Here is a 15,642-nt window from a genome sequence, read left to right on the forward strand (position 1 = left end):
AATATACCTTGTGCTTTTTGGTACTTTTTGCCACGGGAAAAAGTACAGAAATTATTTAAGAGAGAAAATATTAATAATGTTTACTGGTATAGTTGAAGAAATAGGAACTGTTAAATCTGTACAAAGCAAAGTTATCACGATAGAAGCAAGCAAAATATTCGATGATTTGCACTTAGGTGATAGTGTTGCTGTTAATGGTACTTGTTTAACAGTATCTAGTTTTGATAATAAAATATTTAATGCAGATGTTACTCAAGAAACTTTGAACCGTACTAATTTAGGAAGTTTAAAAAACGGAAGTAAAGTTAATCTTGAAAGAGCTATGACTTTAAGCGGAAGATTTGGCGGTCATATAGTAAGCGGACATATTGACGGAGTGGGAAGCATTAAGTCTATGAAGAAAGATGACAATGCTATAATACTCACTATTGAAGTGCCTAAACACTTAATGAAGTATATAGTAGAAAAAGGTTCTGTTGCTGTTGACGGCATAAGTTTGACAGTGGCAAGTTTAACCGATAATACTTTTTCTATAGCGGTTATTCCTCATACATTGAAGGAAACTGTACTTTATTATAAAAAAGAAGGTGATAAGGTTAATATTGAAAATGATGTTATAGGCAAATATGTTGAAAGGCTTTTAACATTTAAAGAAGATAATGATGATAGTAAAAAATCCAATATAACAATGGACTTTTTACTTAAAAATGGTTTTTAATAATTATGCACTTTTTACAGCTTTTTACAGCTAATAAATATTAGGAAAAAGTTGAATAAAAAATAAAAATGGAGCATTAAAAATGGAAAATGTTTACAGCACTATTGATGAAGCTTTAGAGGATTTAAGAAACGGAAAAATTATAGTTGTTTCTGATGATGAAGATAGAGAAAATGAAGGCGATTTAATCTGTGCGGCAGAATTTGCTACTACAGAAAATATCAACTTTATGGCTACTTATGCTAAGGGTTTGATATGTATGCCTATGAGTAAAGAAATTACTAATAGATTAAATTTAAATCAAATGGTTACAAAAAATACTGATAATCATGAAACAGCTTTCACAGTATCTATTGACCATGTTGAAACTACAACAGGTATATCAGCAGTTGAAAGATCTATCACAGCTTTAAAAGTTATTGATGAAAATGCTAAACCTGAAGATTTTAGACGTCCCGGTCATATGTTCCCATTACTTGCAAAAGAAGGCGGAGTATTAGTAAGAATGGGACATACTGAAGCTACTGTTGATTTGATGAGATTAGCAGGTTTAAAAGAATGTGGTTTATGCTGCGAGATTATGAGAGATGACGGTGATATGATGAGAAGAGATGATTTGATTGATTTCGCTAAAAAACATAATCTTAAAATGATAACTGTTTCTGATTTGATTGATTATAGAAAAAAGAATGAAGATTTAATGGAGCTTTATGCTAAGGCTAAAATGCCTACTAAATATGGTGAGTTTGAAATACTTACTTTCGTAAATAAAATCACAAAAGAACATCATGTAGTTTTAACTATGGGAGATATTTCAAGCGGAGAAGATGTACTTTGCAGAGTTCATTCTGAATGTTTGACAGGCGATGCATTAGGCTCAAAAAGATGCGATTGCGGTGAACAGTATGATTATGCTATGAGAAAAATTGCTGAGGAAGGCAGGGGCATCATGGTTTATATGCGTCAGGAAGGAAGAGGAATAGGACTTGTTAATAAATTAAGAGCTTATGAACTTCAGGACAGCGGACTTGATACAGTTGATGCTAATATAGCTTTGGGCTTCAGAGATGATATGCGTGAATATTATGAGGCTTATCAAATGCTTAAAAATTTAGGTATTAAGAGCATAAAAATAATGACTAATAACCCAGATAAAATAAAGTATTTGAATAATTACGGCTTAGAGATAAAAGACAGAGTACCTATACAGATAGAAGCTTCAGAGTATGATGCATTTTATCTAAAGACTAAAAAGGAAAGAATGGGTCATATTTTAGATTAAAAAACTTGTGAGTGCCTGACATTTGCAAAAATGTCAGGGCCTATCAACGAACAAGTTTTTTATATATATATAAAACGTATGGGCCATATATAGATTGAATTTAAAAATAAAAAATTACGAGCCTCTGTAAACTGACAAAGGAAGTTGCTAGAGCTTATCACAATAGACATACAAAGCAAGCTAGTAATTTTTTATGATATAGACTAGCATTTTGACATTTATATTAATTTTATTATAATGTTTGTATTATGGATAATGTAAAATATTTTAATACATTGAATGATTATTTTGTAAGATATCTTTTATCTGATAGAGGAAGTGAAGCAATATTGTTGGATTTTATTAATTCAATAATGCTTGACTCCAATATGAAAACATTTAGAAGTGTTGAAATACTAACTCCATTTAATTATAAAGAAAATTATGAAGATAAAGAAACAATTACAGATGTAAAATGTATAACTCAAAATGGCTCAGTTGTTGTAATAGAGATTCAGCTTCAAGGAAATTCAAGGTTTCCAGAGAGAATACTTTATTATTGGGCTTCTAATTACAGCAAACTTTTAAAGCAGGGTGAAAAATATGATGCTCTAACTCCTGTAATTAGTATTAATCTTCTTAATTTTAATTTAGATGATTCAGAAAATATTCATTCCTGCTATATGATTTATGATACAGGTAATCAAAGATTATTAACTGATCATTTACAAATACACATAATTGAAGTAAAAAAATTTAAATACAATTTATTAAAACCTGATTTAAATTGCTGGCTTAAATTTTTTACTATAAAGGAAAGTGATAATAAGTAGGTTATAATGTCAGAATTAGTAAAAGAAAAGCCTATAATGGAAGAAGTACAAAGAAGATATAATAACTTCATTAAAGATAGATTGATGATGAATGAATATGATAAAAGACAAGCATATTTATATGGTAATCAAATAATGCTTGAAGAAGAACGAAGACTAGGAATTGAAGAAGGTAAAAAAGAACAGCAAATATCTATAGCTAGAAACTTTAAAAAAGCCGGCATAGATATAAAAATAATTAGTGAAAATACAGGTTTGAGTATAGAAGAAATAGAAAACTTGTGAGTATATGGCATTTACAAAATGTCAGGGTTCTAGCAAATTTAAAATATAAAGCTAGATAAATTGCGAGCCTCTGGAAACTAATAAAGAAAATTGCTAGAACTTATTTCCATAGGCATTAAAGCGAGCCAAGCAAGTAGGCACCTTTACGGGTGGCATAGCAATAATAAGAAAAAGCGAGCCGAAGCCAGCTAGTGAGTTTACTCGCTAGCTTATTTAAGGCGTAGGCAAGCATAGCAATAATAATAAAATTTTCTAGCAAATTTAAAATATATAAAGCTAGATAAATTGCGAGCCTCTGATAACTGACGAAGGAAGTTGCCAGAGCCTAGATAGCGAGCAATTTTCTAGCAAATTTAAAATATATAAAGCTAGATAAATTGCGAGCCTCTGGTAACTGACGAAGGAAGTTGCCAGGGCCTAGATAGCGAGCAATTTTCTAGCAAATTTAAAAAAGGATAGTTAATATGAAAACTTTTGAAGGAAAACTCGTTAGTGAAAAACCAATTAAAATCGGTATAGTGTGTGCTAGATTCAATGAATTCATTGTTTCTAAACTTTTGGGCGGTGCTTTAGATGCTTTATCTCGTCATAACATAAAAGACGATGATATTACTGTAGCTTGGGTGCCTGGTGCTTTTGAGATACCTCTAATAGCTTCTAAAATGGCTAAATCTAAAAAGTATGATGCTGTTGTTTGTTTGGGTGCTGTTATAAGAGGTTCTACTACTCATTATGATTATGTTTGTGCTGAAGTTTCTAAAGGTATTGCCAATGTTTCTCTTAATTCTGATATACCTGTAATGTTCGGCGTACTTACTACTGAAAACATTGAACAGGCTATTGAAAGAGCAGGAACTAAAGCTGGAAACAAGGGATTTGATTCTGCTATGGCTGCTATTGAAATGGTTAATTTAATCAGAGAGATAGAAAAGTAAATATCTTATAAATTTATATTATTTTCATATTATAAAAACAAGGGCTTAAATTATTTTTTAAGTTCCTTGTTTTTTTATTTTCCTTATTTGTATTATTTGTTATATTTATAATAATAAAATTGTCATTTAATAACTATTTATTTTTTATAAATTTAGTATATTATTTATTAGAATTTTTTACTAATAAGGAGCTTATCTTATGAATTTGAAAGGATCTAAAACTGAGGTTAATTTGAGAAATGCTTTTATAGGTGAGGCTATGGCTAGATGTAGGTACATGTATTATGCTGAAAAAGCCCGTGAGGAAGGAAAAGAAGATGTTGCTGCTGCTTATGAAAAATTTGCAAGAAATGAACAGGAACATGCTAAAATATGGTTTGAAAATTTTCATGGTATACCTACTACAGAAGAAAATTTAAAAGAATCTATAATAAATGAAAATTACGAATCTATAGATATGTATCTTTCTTATGCTAAAACTGCCCAAGAAGAAGGTTTTGATGAGTTGGCTATGGCTTTTATGAATGTTGCGAGGATTGAAGATGGACATAAAAAACAATTCCAAAGTTTACTTAGAGCTAGTAAAGTAGATATACCAAGCTGGCAATGTGATATATGCGGATATATAGATTCTGAAAATAAAAATCCTAGTATATGTCCTGTATGTAAGCATAAAATAAAAAAATAATAATCAATATCATATTTAATATCCTATTGTAAGTTTTACTATTAGTTAAATAATAGAAATATTTGCAATAGGATATTAAAAAATTTTATTTACATACCCCGCCCTTTTTATTTCAATGTTTTCATTAAAATTTTTATTTTATATATATTTATTGCCTACAAAGAAAAAGCATCCCCGCCCAAGTGTTATTTAAATTAAAAACTACTCAACGCACGGTGAACGAAATTTTTTATATAATTAAAATGTTATTATAAATCAGTTCATAATTATAGCTTTATCCTGCGTGCGGTTAATGACATCATAATCGTATAAAAAACTTGGGTGGGCAGCTAAAATGTCAGTTTAAGTTTATAAGAAAAATTAAACTGTAATACCAGAAAAAATAAAAAGCCTAGAGGGTGGGGAGTGAAAATAAATAACCATGCTGCATTAATAACAGCATGGTTTAAAATTAATATTGTTTATTTAGCCGCATTTCCTGCCACATTCAAAGAATCCCAAGTTCTTGCGAAAGGAGGAGCATAACATAAATCTAACATTCCTAATTCATCTACAGTAAGCCCTGCATGTATACAAGCAGCTATAACATCAGCCCTCAATACAGCACCTCTTTTTCCTAATATCTGACCGCCTATTATCTTTCTGCTATCAGCTAAATATATAAGTTTTATATGTAAGTCCTGATAACCAGGATAATAATGTGTATGATCTAAATCTTTTACAGTAACAGTTTTGTAATTGATATTTCTTTTTTTAGCTTCTTCTTCTGTTATACCTGTTCTTGCAGCTTCAAGTTCAAAAGCAAGTATACAGGCACTAGTTAAACTTCCTATAAACTTTTCATGCCCTCCTACCAAATTGCTTGCAACCATTCTTCCTAATTTGTTAGCCCCTGTAGCAAGAGCAGCATAAGTCTGATCATCTAATACTTTATCATATATGCTAGCACAATCTCCAGCAGCATATATAGAATCAATGCTTGTTTTTCCTTCCCTATCAACTAAAATAGCACCATTATCCATTAATTTAATGCCAACTTCTTTAGCTAAATCATTATTAGGTGTAACACCTATAGCAACAACAACATAATCAGCATCATATTTACCTTTGTCTGTAATAACTGCTTTTACATTATTGTTATTATCAGCTTCTAATGACTGAACTTTTTCATTAAGATGTAAGTCAACATTTTCTTTTATATGCTCTATCACCATATCAGAAAATTCTTTATCAAATTTATTTCCAAATACTCTGTCTGAACGCTGTATAATAGTAACATTCTTTCCTATATGCTTCAAAGCATGAGCAGCCTCTATAGCTATAAATCCAGCACCCAATATTACAACATTTTTAATATTAGAGTCTTTCATTTTCTCTCTCATATTAATAGAGTCACTAAAGTCTTTTAAAGTAGATACATTTCCTATATTAATGTTTGGTATATTAGGTATTATTGATTTTGCTCCTGTAGCTATGAGAAGCGAATCATAATTATCTTCAAATTCTTTATTATTAATAATATCTTTAACTAATACCTTCTTATTTTTAGCATCTATTTTTAAAACTTCATGCTTAACTTTCAAGTCTATTCCCGATTTTATAGTAGCCTCAGCAGTTCTTGCTATCATAGTATTAGGGCTTTCATAAAAACCGCCTACATAATAAGGCATACCGCATGCTCCCCAAGATACAACATCTGTCTTTTCATAAACCGTAATTACAGCTTCTTTATCTATTCTTCTAGCCTTAGCAGCCGCACTCATTCCGGCAGCAACGCCTCCTATTATTATAACTTTTTTCATTTTTAACTCCTTTTTAATACCTATATGTAGTATATTAAAAAATAATAGGTTTGTCAATTCTTATCGCTTATTTAAGTAATATAATAAAAATTTACAAAATTACAATGATATTTTAACTTTTTACAAAAGATATATCAAAATTAAAAAGTTGAAAAAAATTAACTTAAAGATATACTATTATACAAGTAATTATTTTTTAGGGAAAGTAAATTAATTATGGATAATTCATCAGATTATAGTCTTCAAAACAAAGTAAATAATATGATATCTCATTATAAAGAAATATGCGATAGAGAACCTCATAATCATAAAGCCAGAGTAGATTTCGGGGTATTCTATACTCAATTAGGAAATCATAAAGAAGCTATAGAGCTTTTCAAAGAGGCTTTACTCATAAAAAATAATGATTATTCTATATATAGACTTTTAGGAATATCATATACAAAGATAAATAATTACTATAATGCTATTACATATCTTGAAAAAGCTTGTGAATTAGAAAATAATGATTATATAAGTCTTAATTGGCTTGGCAAATGCTATATAGAAGTTGGACGTTATGAAGATGCTGTAAATGTATTAAATAAATCTTTTATGCTCGCACCTAAAGAATATCTTAATTGGCGTACTTTGGGAATAGCTTTATATAATCTAAAAAGAACAGATGAATCTATAGAATCTTTTGAAAGAGCCATAGAACTTAATAAATATGATTATAATAGTCTATATATGCTCGCTATAGCCTATAAAGATAAATATGAATATAAAAAAGCTATAGATATATTAAAGAAAGTAACAGAAGTAGAAAAAGATAATTACTCCGCATATTTTAATATGGGACTATGCTTCTTTATGATTGATGACTTTGATAATGCTGTATCTGCTTTTAATAGTGCTTTAAATATAGATGATAAAGATTATTTGCTATACTATTATCTTGGAATTTCTCTATATGAAACAAAAGACTATATAAATGCCATATCATATTTAAATAAATCTATAGAAATAAATAATAGCCATTCATCATCTTATTATTATTTAGGGCTTTCATACTATTCAGCAGGACTTTATGATAATGCTGGAAATGTGCTAGAAGAATGTGTTAAATTAGATGGTAATAATAAAGAAGTTTATATATTGCTTGCTAACACTTATAATGCTATGGGAGACATAGAAAAATCTATAATAGCATTCAATAAATCTAAAGAAATAATATCTTAATTAGTTGCTTCAGATTGAACATTATCCAAATTTTCCTGACTAATTATAATACCATAGCCTGTAATTTCTATTAAATATTTATCATCTAATTTGATAAGAAAATTTTTATCTCTTCTCTCTATATCCGTAATTTTAGAATGCGGATACTCATTATCTATAACATTAACCATAGACTTATGTATGCAGCTTCTAGGTATTCCAATATTTTTAGTTTCATCATTGATTATAGATATTTTTTTCCAAAGGCCTGTATTATAAAAAATAAATTTATAACCAAAATCTATATCAACTTCATATCCGCCGCCATTTTGATATAATGAAACAGATTCTATATTATTTCCTGGAAAATTAATATTTAAAAAATTTTTTGCTCTCAAAGGCAGAGAATTTTCTGTCATAGTTTGAGAATATATATTTATATTTAGCATTAATATAAGAAAAATCAATTTTAAATATTTCATAGTGTTTATTTTCGTATTTTATCGTTATAATGTTAGAATTTTTTATACCGCAAATTATTTTAGCGGATAAGATACCGGCTATATAATTATAACCGGTATTCCCATAATATTATTAAAGATTATCATTTTCTTTCTCGGATGTATTATCTTTAATAATATCATTGTACTCTTCAATCAAAGAATTGTAGTCATCATCATTAAATATAACAGAATCATTATAATTATTATTTTTAAATTTTTTAATCATAATCAATCCTCCCCATTATTATATTTTTTTGTGATAATATTATCAAAATAGCACAGAATAATTTACCTTTATATACTATCAAAGCTCATAAACTTAAACAATAAAAACTGTATATATCATTTAATAAACTCAAACTGTATATTATAATAATAACAAAAATTTTCTATTAGGAAATAAAAAATATATATTTTTTTACAAAAATGTAATTTTTTTTATTTTTTTAAAATAAATTGACATTTATGATTAAAATCATAAAAAAAGGTCTATACATTTCTGTATAGACCTCATTATTTTTTAGTAACAATCAAAATTAATTCATAGCATTAATTTTTTTCATCATATCTGATTTTTTAGCAGCTGCTCTATTAGAATGAATAACTGATTTTCTAGCAGCTTTATCTAAAGCACTCGCATATTTTTTGAATTCTTCTGAAGCAAGATTTTTATCATTGCTTTCTACTGCTTTAATTACTTTCTTTTTCTGAGTATTTAAGAAACTTTTAATTTTTCTATTGTAAAGATTTCTAACTTCATTTTGTCTTAATCTTTTAGATGCTGAAGCTATATTAGGCATTATCGCTCTCCATGTTAAAATAAAAAGCGGAGTTGACGGGGCTCGAACCCGCGGCCTCCTGCGTGACAGGCAGGCGCTCTAACCAAACTGAGCTACAACTCCAAATTAGTTAAGGATTGCTTTGTATTATATACCAATTCTGTTTTTTGTCAACTACTAAATTTAAAAATTTTAAAAAAATTATAAATTTATCACCATTATTTATTAAACGCACGCTAAAAATAACATAAAATATAAACAAATTAACAATTACAAGCATAACAACATACAAAAAATAGATAATACGTGCGCTAAATTATATTCTAAATTAAAAACAGCTTGGGTGGGAAGCTAAAAATTCTATTTAGACTGTTAAAAATATAAAGGTTTATAATTCAAAATATATCAAGAAGTATAAAGGGCGGGATTTAAAATAATACAAAAAAGAAAAGCGAAGGAAATATTAACTCCTCCGCCTTAATTTTATATTTAATAATTAGTTATCATATCTGAACATCTTGGCTATAATCAATACCTTCTTCATCAAAGCCATGCATATTCATATAATCTTTTCTGAATAATGCTAAATCAGCTATTTCTTTTAGATTATCTTTTGTTAATTTATTCCAAGAATCCAAAACTTCTTTTTGAACATCTTCTCTCAATTCCCAATCATCTAATCTTATTCTGTTTTCACTGTCAACAGGTACTTCTCCGCCATTATAGAGTTTTTCGTTCAAAAGTCTATACATTTGCTCTATACAGCCCTCATGAAGGCCTTTATTTTTCATTACCTTGAACAATATGCCTATATAAAGTGGAACTGTAGGGATAACTGCTGAAGATCTAGTTACTACGGCCTTGTTTACTGACACATATGCGTGTCCTTTGATTTTATCCTGCATCTCTTTATCCAATTCATGAGCTGTTGCCTCTAAATGATCCTTAGCTTTTCCTATAGTACCTTCTCTATATACTGCTTTTGTCATTTCAGGGCCTATATAAGAGTAAGCTACATTGATAGCATTTTCAGCTAATAGATCAGCATTAAGTAAGGCATCTGTCCATAATTTCCAATCTTCTCCGCCCATAACTTTTACAGTAGATTTTATATCATCTTCATTAGCAGGGTCAATAGATACCTCTAATAACTCCTCTGTAAGGAAATCTACACCTATACCATTATATTTTTTTCCTATAGGTTTTAAAGATGAACGGTAAAGTGTTCCTGTTGATTCGTCCATTCTTACTGGAGCTGCCAAACTGTATATAAGCAAATCTATTTTTTCACCATTAAAGAATGTTTTAGCTTCTTTAATAACTTCTTCTTTTGAAGCGTTTAAAAAAGCATCTAATATTAAGTTTTTATCCTCTATTCCGTCTTTTTTAGCGAAAGAAGAAAAAGCCTCATTATTATACCAGCCTGGTGTAGCTGTTCTTCTTGCTGTAGCTTCTTTTTCAAATGACACACTCATAGTTTTAGCACCTAATCCATAAGCTATAGCTATTCTGCTTGCTAGTCCGTATCCGCCTGAAGCTCCTAATATAAGAGCATTTTTTACATTAGATTTTACTTTTGGCTGTGATTTCACATAATTAATTTGATTTTCTACTTCTTTAGCACAGCCTAATGGATGAGCTGTTATACATATATTATTTAATATTTTTGGCTCTACTACCATATCGTTTATTCTCCTATCGTTTTTTATTTTCAAAATATATTACAAACTAATTTTATAATACTTTATAATAAAATTGCTTTTTTTTCAATGAAAATGAAATTAAAATAATTATTAATTTAATAAATATACAAATAAAATATTAATATAAACGTATGGTAAATATAATATGAATAACATTAATTAATAGCTCTACATATATACAAAAAAATAATACATACGGTATATAAATTCTAAATCCTAATCACATTAGGGCGGGTATGCTTTTTCTAAATTCGCAATAGATAAATTTAAGTCATAATTTTTAATTTTACATAAAATATAAAAGGGCGGGCATTTAAATTAATACAAAAAATCAAATTATACTTGCCCACCCTATAGGCTTTCAGCATAATATACAATTTTCATACTATCTTTCTTTTTAGTTTTTCAAAGTTATTTCAGCTACCCACCCAAGATTTTTTTTAATTTATAGTCTATACACCGCACGTTAAGCAACATTATAAATATTGATTTAATGCAATTTTAATTTTTATTAAATTTATAATTTCATTAACCGTGCGTTCAAAAAATTCTTAATCAAAATTTATTTAAAACTTTTATTAATTCATTTTCAATATTTCTCATAACTTCAGCAAATTCTTTTATGTTTTGAAAATCTTCCCCGTTTGATTTTGTTGAAGGAATTTTTAAAGCATATTTGTATATACCGCAATCAGCATATCCATTATAAGCATTATTTAAAACGCCTATTTTTATAATTTTATTTGCATCGGTACAATTAACTTCTTCTAATGGATAAATAAAACCTGCCTTTTTAGCATTAAGTGTATAAGCATAAGAAACTATTTGATGCTTGTCATTTCTGTCTATGCTTTCATTATCATAATAGTTTAATCTTTTGTATTTGGCATCAAGAACTATATTATTATCATTTTCTAATTTATAGAAGTCCGGATAAACCCTCCAAGCATTATCAAGTAATTTAATACCATTTTTTGAATTTCTATTTTCAGCATGAATAAAATTTTCTTTGCTTAAAAAAGTATTTAAATACTCTTCAAAAAGCCAAGCTCCGTCAAATAATAATCCGTATACAGTATTATCATTACTGCCGTATTTTAATTTTTCATGCCTTAATATTTGAATGCATATTTTTCTTAAAGGCTCATATTCATAATAGTAAGGGTGAGATAATTTTTTTAAGTTTTTATTTATAATACTTTCTCTTTTATTTCTCTCATAACTAGAAGTAGAATAAAATACCTGCTGAACATAATTTTTTATTTCACTATCATAACTTAAAAGATATCTGTTTTTATTGTTTATATATTCTATAGTGTGCCTTATTAATTGTGTGATATTATTATCATAGCTGTATTCTCTAGTATTGTACGAAATTTTACCATTGAAAGGAATATTATTTTTAATGTATCTATTAATATCAATAGTTCCTTTAACATTAGCATCATTATGCTTTATTAATTTGTATTGTTTAAAAAGGCCCTGTCTTAATGCTCTTTTGAAAAAACTAATAAACATATAAATTAAAAAATCAAATGAATCGTCATAATCCTTACTATGCTCTAAATTAACAATATTAATAGAAAGTACTTTCATAAGCATATAATGCAGAAAATAATCTTCATTATCATTTACAGCGAACCTTGAAGATATTTTTATTTGCGTATTATTATAGCTTATAAATCCCATTATATTATTAGTTAATAAACTGTCATTAATAATATCAAATATTCTGCTGTCTTCTTCTAAGTCCTTACTTTCTTTTATAGAGTTAGGAAATATTATAATATTATCTTTCACATCAGAAAGAGTTTTACTAGCAATTTCTTTGATTGAAATTATATCTTCTTCAGAAATATTTTCTTTTATATTTATTAATTTTTCATGTTTAGTATTATCTTTTAATTTAATCATTTTATTGTTTGTGTTAATTTTTTATTATAAATTTCTTCAACTTTTTTGTAGTGCAAAAAAGTTGCAAAAAACACAATTACCATAGCTTATTATTATTTTGCATTGAAATAAATATATTAAAAAATTATTAATTGTTATAATATCAATTACTATCATTTTGTTTATTTAAATTTTAATTATTACTATCTTGTGATGTATTACTATCAGATTGTGTATTATTATCGCAACCTGAATTATAAGACTTTTTTAATTCATCAAGTTTATTTTCAGCATCAGGCATTCCTCTCAAATACTCATACAAAAGTCCTCTCAAATGATTCTCCCATAGCATATCAAATGCTTTGTTTTTATTATCACTTGAACTCTTATAATAATTTTCTAATTTCAAGAAATAAGAAGCTCCTATATGATAAGAGGAATTAAAACTTTCTATTTCGCTAATTGCATTATTTAAAGCATTCATTCTATCAATTGCATTTTGTTTTATATTTGAATCTAAGCTTTTTAATATATTCTCTTGTGTTTCTTTGGCATTAACCTCTTTCCAAGCGAATCTTCTACGCATAGCAAAGTCCATACTCTCAACGCTTCTGTCAATATCATTCATTGTACCTATTATATAAACATTCTCTGGTATATAAAAATATTTTTCTGATTCCTCATCTATCAAATTAGAGTATTGAGTAAGAACTTTTCCTTTAATACCTCTGTATCCGGGATCAACAGCAAAGAATAATTCTCCGAAAATCTTTGAAATCTCCCCTCTGTTAATTTCATCTATTATAAATACAAAATTTTTCTTTTGAACTTTTTCTACTGTATTGGTATTATTTTTAACTTCTTCTTCTATTTTAGAATTATATTTTTCATAGAATGCTTTTAAAAAACCATATACATATGTTATAAAAGATTCAAATCCAAATGCTGATATTAACATACTTCTATTCCATTCACTAATGGATTTACTAATAAATATTTTATATAATCTAACCATGTCATCTAAATTTTTCTTAATCTTATGAGCACTTTTAGTATCAATATCAAATGACATATCCGTATCATATAAGTTTATTTCTTTTAATGGTGCTGCTTTCCTATCAATACCATCAATTTTAAAATATCCTTTTTCATTTATTATATTGGAAACATCATCTATGAATCTAATCAAATTATTTTTTATAATAGTATCTTTATTTAATTCTGATACTTCTTTCTTACTATCAATTAAATTCTTGAGTGCCTTTTTACAAAACTCTTTAAAAACTCCGTCCTTTCTTTCAAAACCAATTTTTCCGTCACTATCTTTAATAGGTCTTAACCCCTCAACAAAATCTGTATAATCATAAGATGGGTGAAACTGCACAAATCCATAGTCTAATTCTTTAGAATTAATATTTTCAGTATTTCCTTCTAATAGCTTAATATTCTCCGATAATATTATTTTAATTATATATGAATCAATATCTTTTAAATTATTATCAAAAAAACTTTTTATATTTTTATTTAGTTTATATATATTATTATCTTTTTCTATACTAAATATATCACATATACTAAGAATGTCTTCATTTGACATCATAGGAAAATATGTATATGGGTGATATGTATTATATATTTTTATTGACAAATAATTCTTACGTTTATTAAATACTGAATCTTTGTCATCATAATTTTCTATTGTAGCCATTTTATATAATTCTTCGCCTATTTCTTTTATAAGTTCATCATCAGTTTTATCAGTTTCATTTACCAAATTACCTGTTTTTTTATCATAATATAAAATATATGATGATTTAGAACCTAGCGCAGAAAAGTTATCCAATAATTCCCTTTTAAGTCCGTATTCAATCCAATAACAAAAAGAATTTTTATCTCCTCTGCCTACAGCATAATCATCTATGCTTATATTTTTCAAACTCTCTATAGGAAATTTTTTTCTAAATTGTTCTCTTAATTCATCTCCTTCTTTTTTCAATTTTTCTAAACGATCTTTATTTTTATTATAATAGTCAATTATAAATTGTTTATAGTCTTTAATTTGTGTAGTATTATCCTTCATCATTTCTTTAGCTATTTCTTTAGCCAAATAGGTTTTTCCTGTTCCCGGTGCTCCTGTGAGTATAAGATTATAATTTTGTTCTAACAGTTCTTTACATTCTTTTATCATATTTATATCCATTATTTTTTTTATTTCATCTATTAATATTTTATCCTTATCATTGCTTGTTTTTAATTTATAAATAGGTTGTACAGTTGGATAAGATATACTATCTTCTTTAAATGTTAGTTTTTTGCCTTTCAATGAAATGAATTTTTTTATTTTTCTAGCTTGAAAATCATTATCGTAGTAGCGACATAAATAAGCATCTGAATTTACTATACCTGAAAAATAATTATGTTCAGGATCTCTTTTATAAGCTTCTCTAATTCCTCTTTGACTTACTATTATAATATCACCTAATTCTATTTTATTTTTAAATGTTTGACCGCTACTATCGAAATATCCAAATAAACATATATGTTCTCTTTCCATAATATCTAAAAAACTAGGAATTTGGTTTTCATTTATATTTTTACTATATTTTAAATTGCTTGTATTTATTACCCAGAAATTATTCATATAAAAACTCTTAATGTTTTATATAACTATTAAAACTTTAACTATTATATAAATATTTCTTATAAATTCAATGTACTATATAATACTTCCTTATACAAATTATGTTTTAAAACTTTATTTACATACCACGCCCTATAAAATTTAAAGCTTAATTATAAATTTAAGCTTCATTTATTTTGGTATTTAAATTGAAAAAGCATACCCACCCAATCGTTAATTAAATCGAAAATATATTTAACGCACGATTAACTGATTTATAAATATAATAAAAATTTTAATTGCAAATGATTCTATATTTTTAGCTTTGCTATAGAGGCGGTGAATAGACTATAATTAAAAAAACTTGTGGGGCAGCTAAAATAATAGTTGATAAATATTGTAAAGCTAATTATAAAAATTGT

At 27.1% G+C, this 15,642-nt stretch carries 12 protein-coding genes, 1 tRNA gene and 1 pseudogene; 6 read left to right on the forward strand and 8 right to left on the reverse strand.

The genetic code is table 11. The annotated features are described in order from the left end of the window. Positions 1-76 precede the first annotated feature (76 nt). From BINT_RS13205 to BINT_RS13225, 5 genes and pseudogenes are all read left to right on the forward strand, one after another. Positions 77-718 (forward strand): riboflavin synthase, encoded by a 642-nt coding sequence (locus BINT_RS13205; RefSeq protein WP_014489069.1) that lies wholly within the window; start codon positions 77-79, stop codon positions 716-718. Positions 719-800: 82 nt separating this feature from the next. Further along, entirely contained in the window at positions 801-2,000 is a 1,200-nt protein-coding gene (locus BINT_RS13210) for a bifunctional 3,4-dihydroxy-2-butanone-4-phosphate synthase/GTP cyclohydrolase II (protein ID WP_014489070.1), read from the forward strand. Positions 2,001-2,248: 248 nt separating this feature from the next. Continuing rightward, positions 2,249-3,097, forward strand: a pseudogene (locus BINT_RS13215) (Rpn family recombination-promoting nuclease/putative transposase). 464 nt (positions 3,098-3,561) lie between these two features. Next, positions 3,562-4,032: a 6,7-dimethyl-8-ribityllumazine synthase gene (ribH, locus tag BINT_RS13220; protein ID WP_012671528.1), complete on the forward strand. Its 471-nt coding sequence runs from the start codon at positions 3,562-3,564 to the stop codon at positions 4,030-4,032. Positions 4,033-4,231: 199 nt separating this feature from the next. Next, the gene (locus BINT_RS13225) at positions 4,232-4,720 is read left to right on the forward strand and encodes a rubrerythrin family protein (protein ID WP_014489071.1); all 489 of its coding nucleotides are present in this window, start codon (positions 4,232-4,234) and stop codon (positions 4,718-4,720) included. A 461-nt stretch (positions 4,721-5,181) separates the two neighbouring features. On the opposite strand, the gene BINT_RS13230 is transcribed toward BINT_RS13225, so the two are convergent. Next, positions 5,182-6,522 carry a CoA-disulfide reductase gene (locus BINT_RS13230; protein ID WP_014489072.1) on the reverse strand — a complete coding sequence of 447 codons (1,341 nt, stop codon included), beginning with the start codon at positions 6,520-6,522 and terminating at the stop codon, positions 5,182-5,184. Between the two features lie 216 nt (positions 6,523-6,738). Between BINT_RS13230 and BINT_RS13235 the strand changes: the two genes are divergently transcribed. Continuing rightward, positions 6,739-7,743 (forward strand): tetratricopeptide repeat protein, encoded by a 1,005-nt coding sequence (locus BINT_RS13235; RefSeq protein ID WP_014489073.1) that lies wholly within the window; start codon positions 6,739-6,741, stop codon positions 7,741-7,743. Here BINT_RS13235 and BINT_RS13240 read toward each other — a convergent pair. The 7 genes from BINT_RS13240 to BINT_RS15270 all read right to left on the reverse strand — a co-directional run bounded on the left by BINT_RS13240 (position 7,740) and on the right by BINT_RS15270 (position 15,241). After that, positions 7,740-8,204 carry a PepSY-like domain-containing protein gene (locus tag BINT_RS13240; protein ID WP_014489074.1) on the reverse strand — a complete coding sequence of 155 codons (465 nt, stop codon included), beginning with the start codon at positions 8,202-8,204 and terminating at the stop codon, positions 7,740-7,742. The genes BINT_RS13235 and BINT_RS13240 overlap by 4 nt on opposite strands. A gap of 112 nt (positions 8,205-8,316) precedes the next feature. Next, positions 8,317-8,451, reverse strand: a complete 135-nt coding sequence (locus tag BINT_RS15345; RefSeq protein ID WP_014489075.1) for a hypothetical protein — start codon at positions 8,449-8,451, stop codon at positions 8,317-8,319. 310 nt (positions 8,452-8,761) lie between these two features. Beyond that, complete coding sequence (gene rpsT, locus BINT_RS13245; RefSeq protein WP_014489076.1) at positions 8,762-9,025, reverse strand: 30S ribosomal protein S20; 264 nt, start codon at positions 9,023-9,025, stop codon at positions 8,762-8,764. Positions 9,026-9,052: 27 nt separating this feature from the next. Beyond that, positions 9,053-9,127: transfer RNA gene (locus BINT_RS13250), tRNA-Asp, on the reverse strand. A 380-nt stretch (positions 9,128-9,507) separates the two neighbouring features. Then, the gene (gene fabV / locus BINT_RS13255; protein WP_014489077.1) at positions 9,508-10,686 is read right to left on the reverse strand and encodes an enoyl-ACP reductase FabV; all 1,179 of its coding nucleotides are present in this window, start codon (positions 10,684-10,686) and stop codon (positions 9,508-9,510) included. Positions 10,687-11,262: 576 nt separating this feature from the next. Beyond that, the gene (locus tag BINT_RS13260) at positions 11,263-12,621 is read right to left on the reverse strand and encodes an McrC family protein (protein WP_014489078.1); all 1,359 of its coding nucleotides are present in this window, start codon (positions 12,619-12,621) and stop codon (positions 11,263-11,265) included. Between the two features lie 172 nt (positions 12,622-12,793). Further along, entirely contained in the window at positions 12,794-15,241 is a 2,448-nt protein-coding gene (locus BINT_RS15270) for an AAA family ATPase (RefSeq protein ID WP_014489079.1), read from the reverse strand. Positions 15,242-15,642 lie beyond the last annotated feature (401 nt).

Origin of the sequence: Brachyspira intermedia PWS/A (genome assembly GCF_000223215.1) — a bacterium.
Taxonomy (GTDB): Bacteria; Spirochaetota; Brachyspiria; order Brachyspirales; family Brachyspiraceae; genus Brachyspira; species Brachyspira intermedia.

Excerpts from the sequence above, each read along its gene's own strand:
- BINT_RS13235 (WP_014489073.1), top strand. The coding sequence starts at position 6,739 with ATGGATAATTCATCAGATTATAGTCTTCAAAACAAAGTAAATAATATG.
- BINT_RS13210 (WP_014489070.1), top strand. The coding sequence starts at position 801 with ATGGAAAATGTTTACAGCACTATTGATGAAGCTTTAGAGGATTTAAGA.
- BINT_RS13260 (WP_014489078.1), bottom strand. The coding sequence starts at position 12,621 with ATGATTAAATTAAAAGATAATACTAAACATGAAAAATTAATAAATATA.
- BINT_RS13240 (WP_014489074.1), bottom strand. The coding sequence starts at position 8,204 with ATGAAATATTTAAAATTGATTTTTCTTATATTAATGCTAAATATAAAT.
- BINT_RS15270 (WP_014489079.1), bottom strand. The coding sequence starts at position 15,241 with ATGAATAATTTCTGGGTAATAAATACAAGCAATTTAAAATATAGTAAA.
- BINT_RS13205 (WP_014489069.1), top strand. The coding sequence starts at position 77 with ATGTTTACTGGTATAGTTGAAGAAATAGGAACTGTTAAATCTGTACAA.
- ribH (WP_012671528.1), top strand. The coding sequence starts at position 3,562 with ATGAAAACTTTTGAAGGAAAACTCGTTAGTGAAAAACCAATTAAAATC.
- rpsT (WP_014489076.1), bottom strand. The coding sequence starts at position 9,025 with ATGCCTAATATAGCTTCAGCATCTAAAAGATTAAGACAAAATGAAGTT.
- BINT_RS13225 (WP_014489071.1), top strand. The coding sequence starts at position 4,232 with ATGAATTTGAAAGGATCTAAAACTGAGGTTAATTTGAGAAATGCTTTT.
- fabV (WP_014489077.1), bottom strand. The coding sequence starts at position 10,686 with ATGGTAGTAGAGCCAAAAATATTAAATAATATATGTATAACAGCTCAT.
- BINT_RS15345 (WP_014489075.1), bottom strand. The coding sequence starts at position 8,451 with ATGATTAAAAAATTTAAAAATAATAATTATAATGATTCTGTTATATTT.
- BINT_RS13230 (WP_014489072.1), bottom strand. The coding sequence starts at position 6,522 with ATGAAAAAAGTTATAATAATAGGAGGCGTTGCTGCCGGAATGAGTGCG.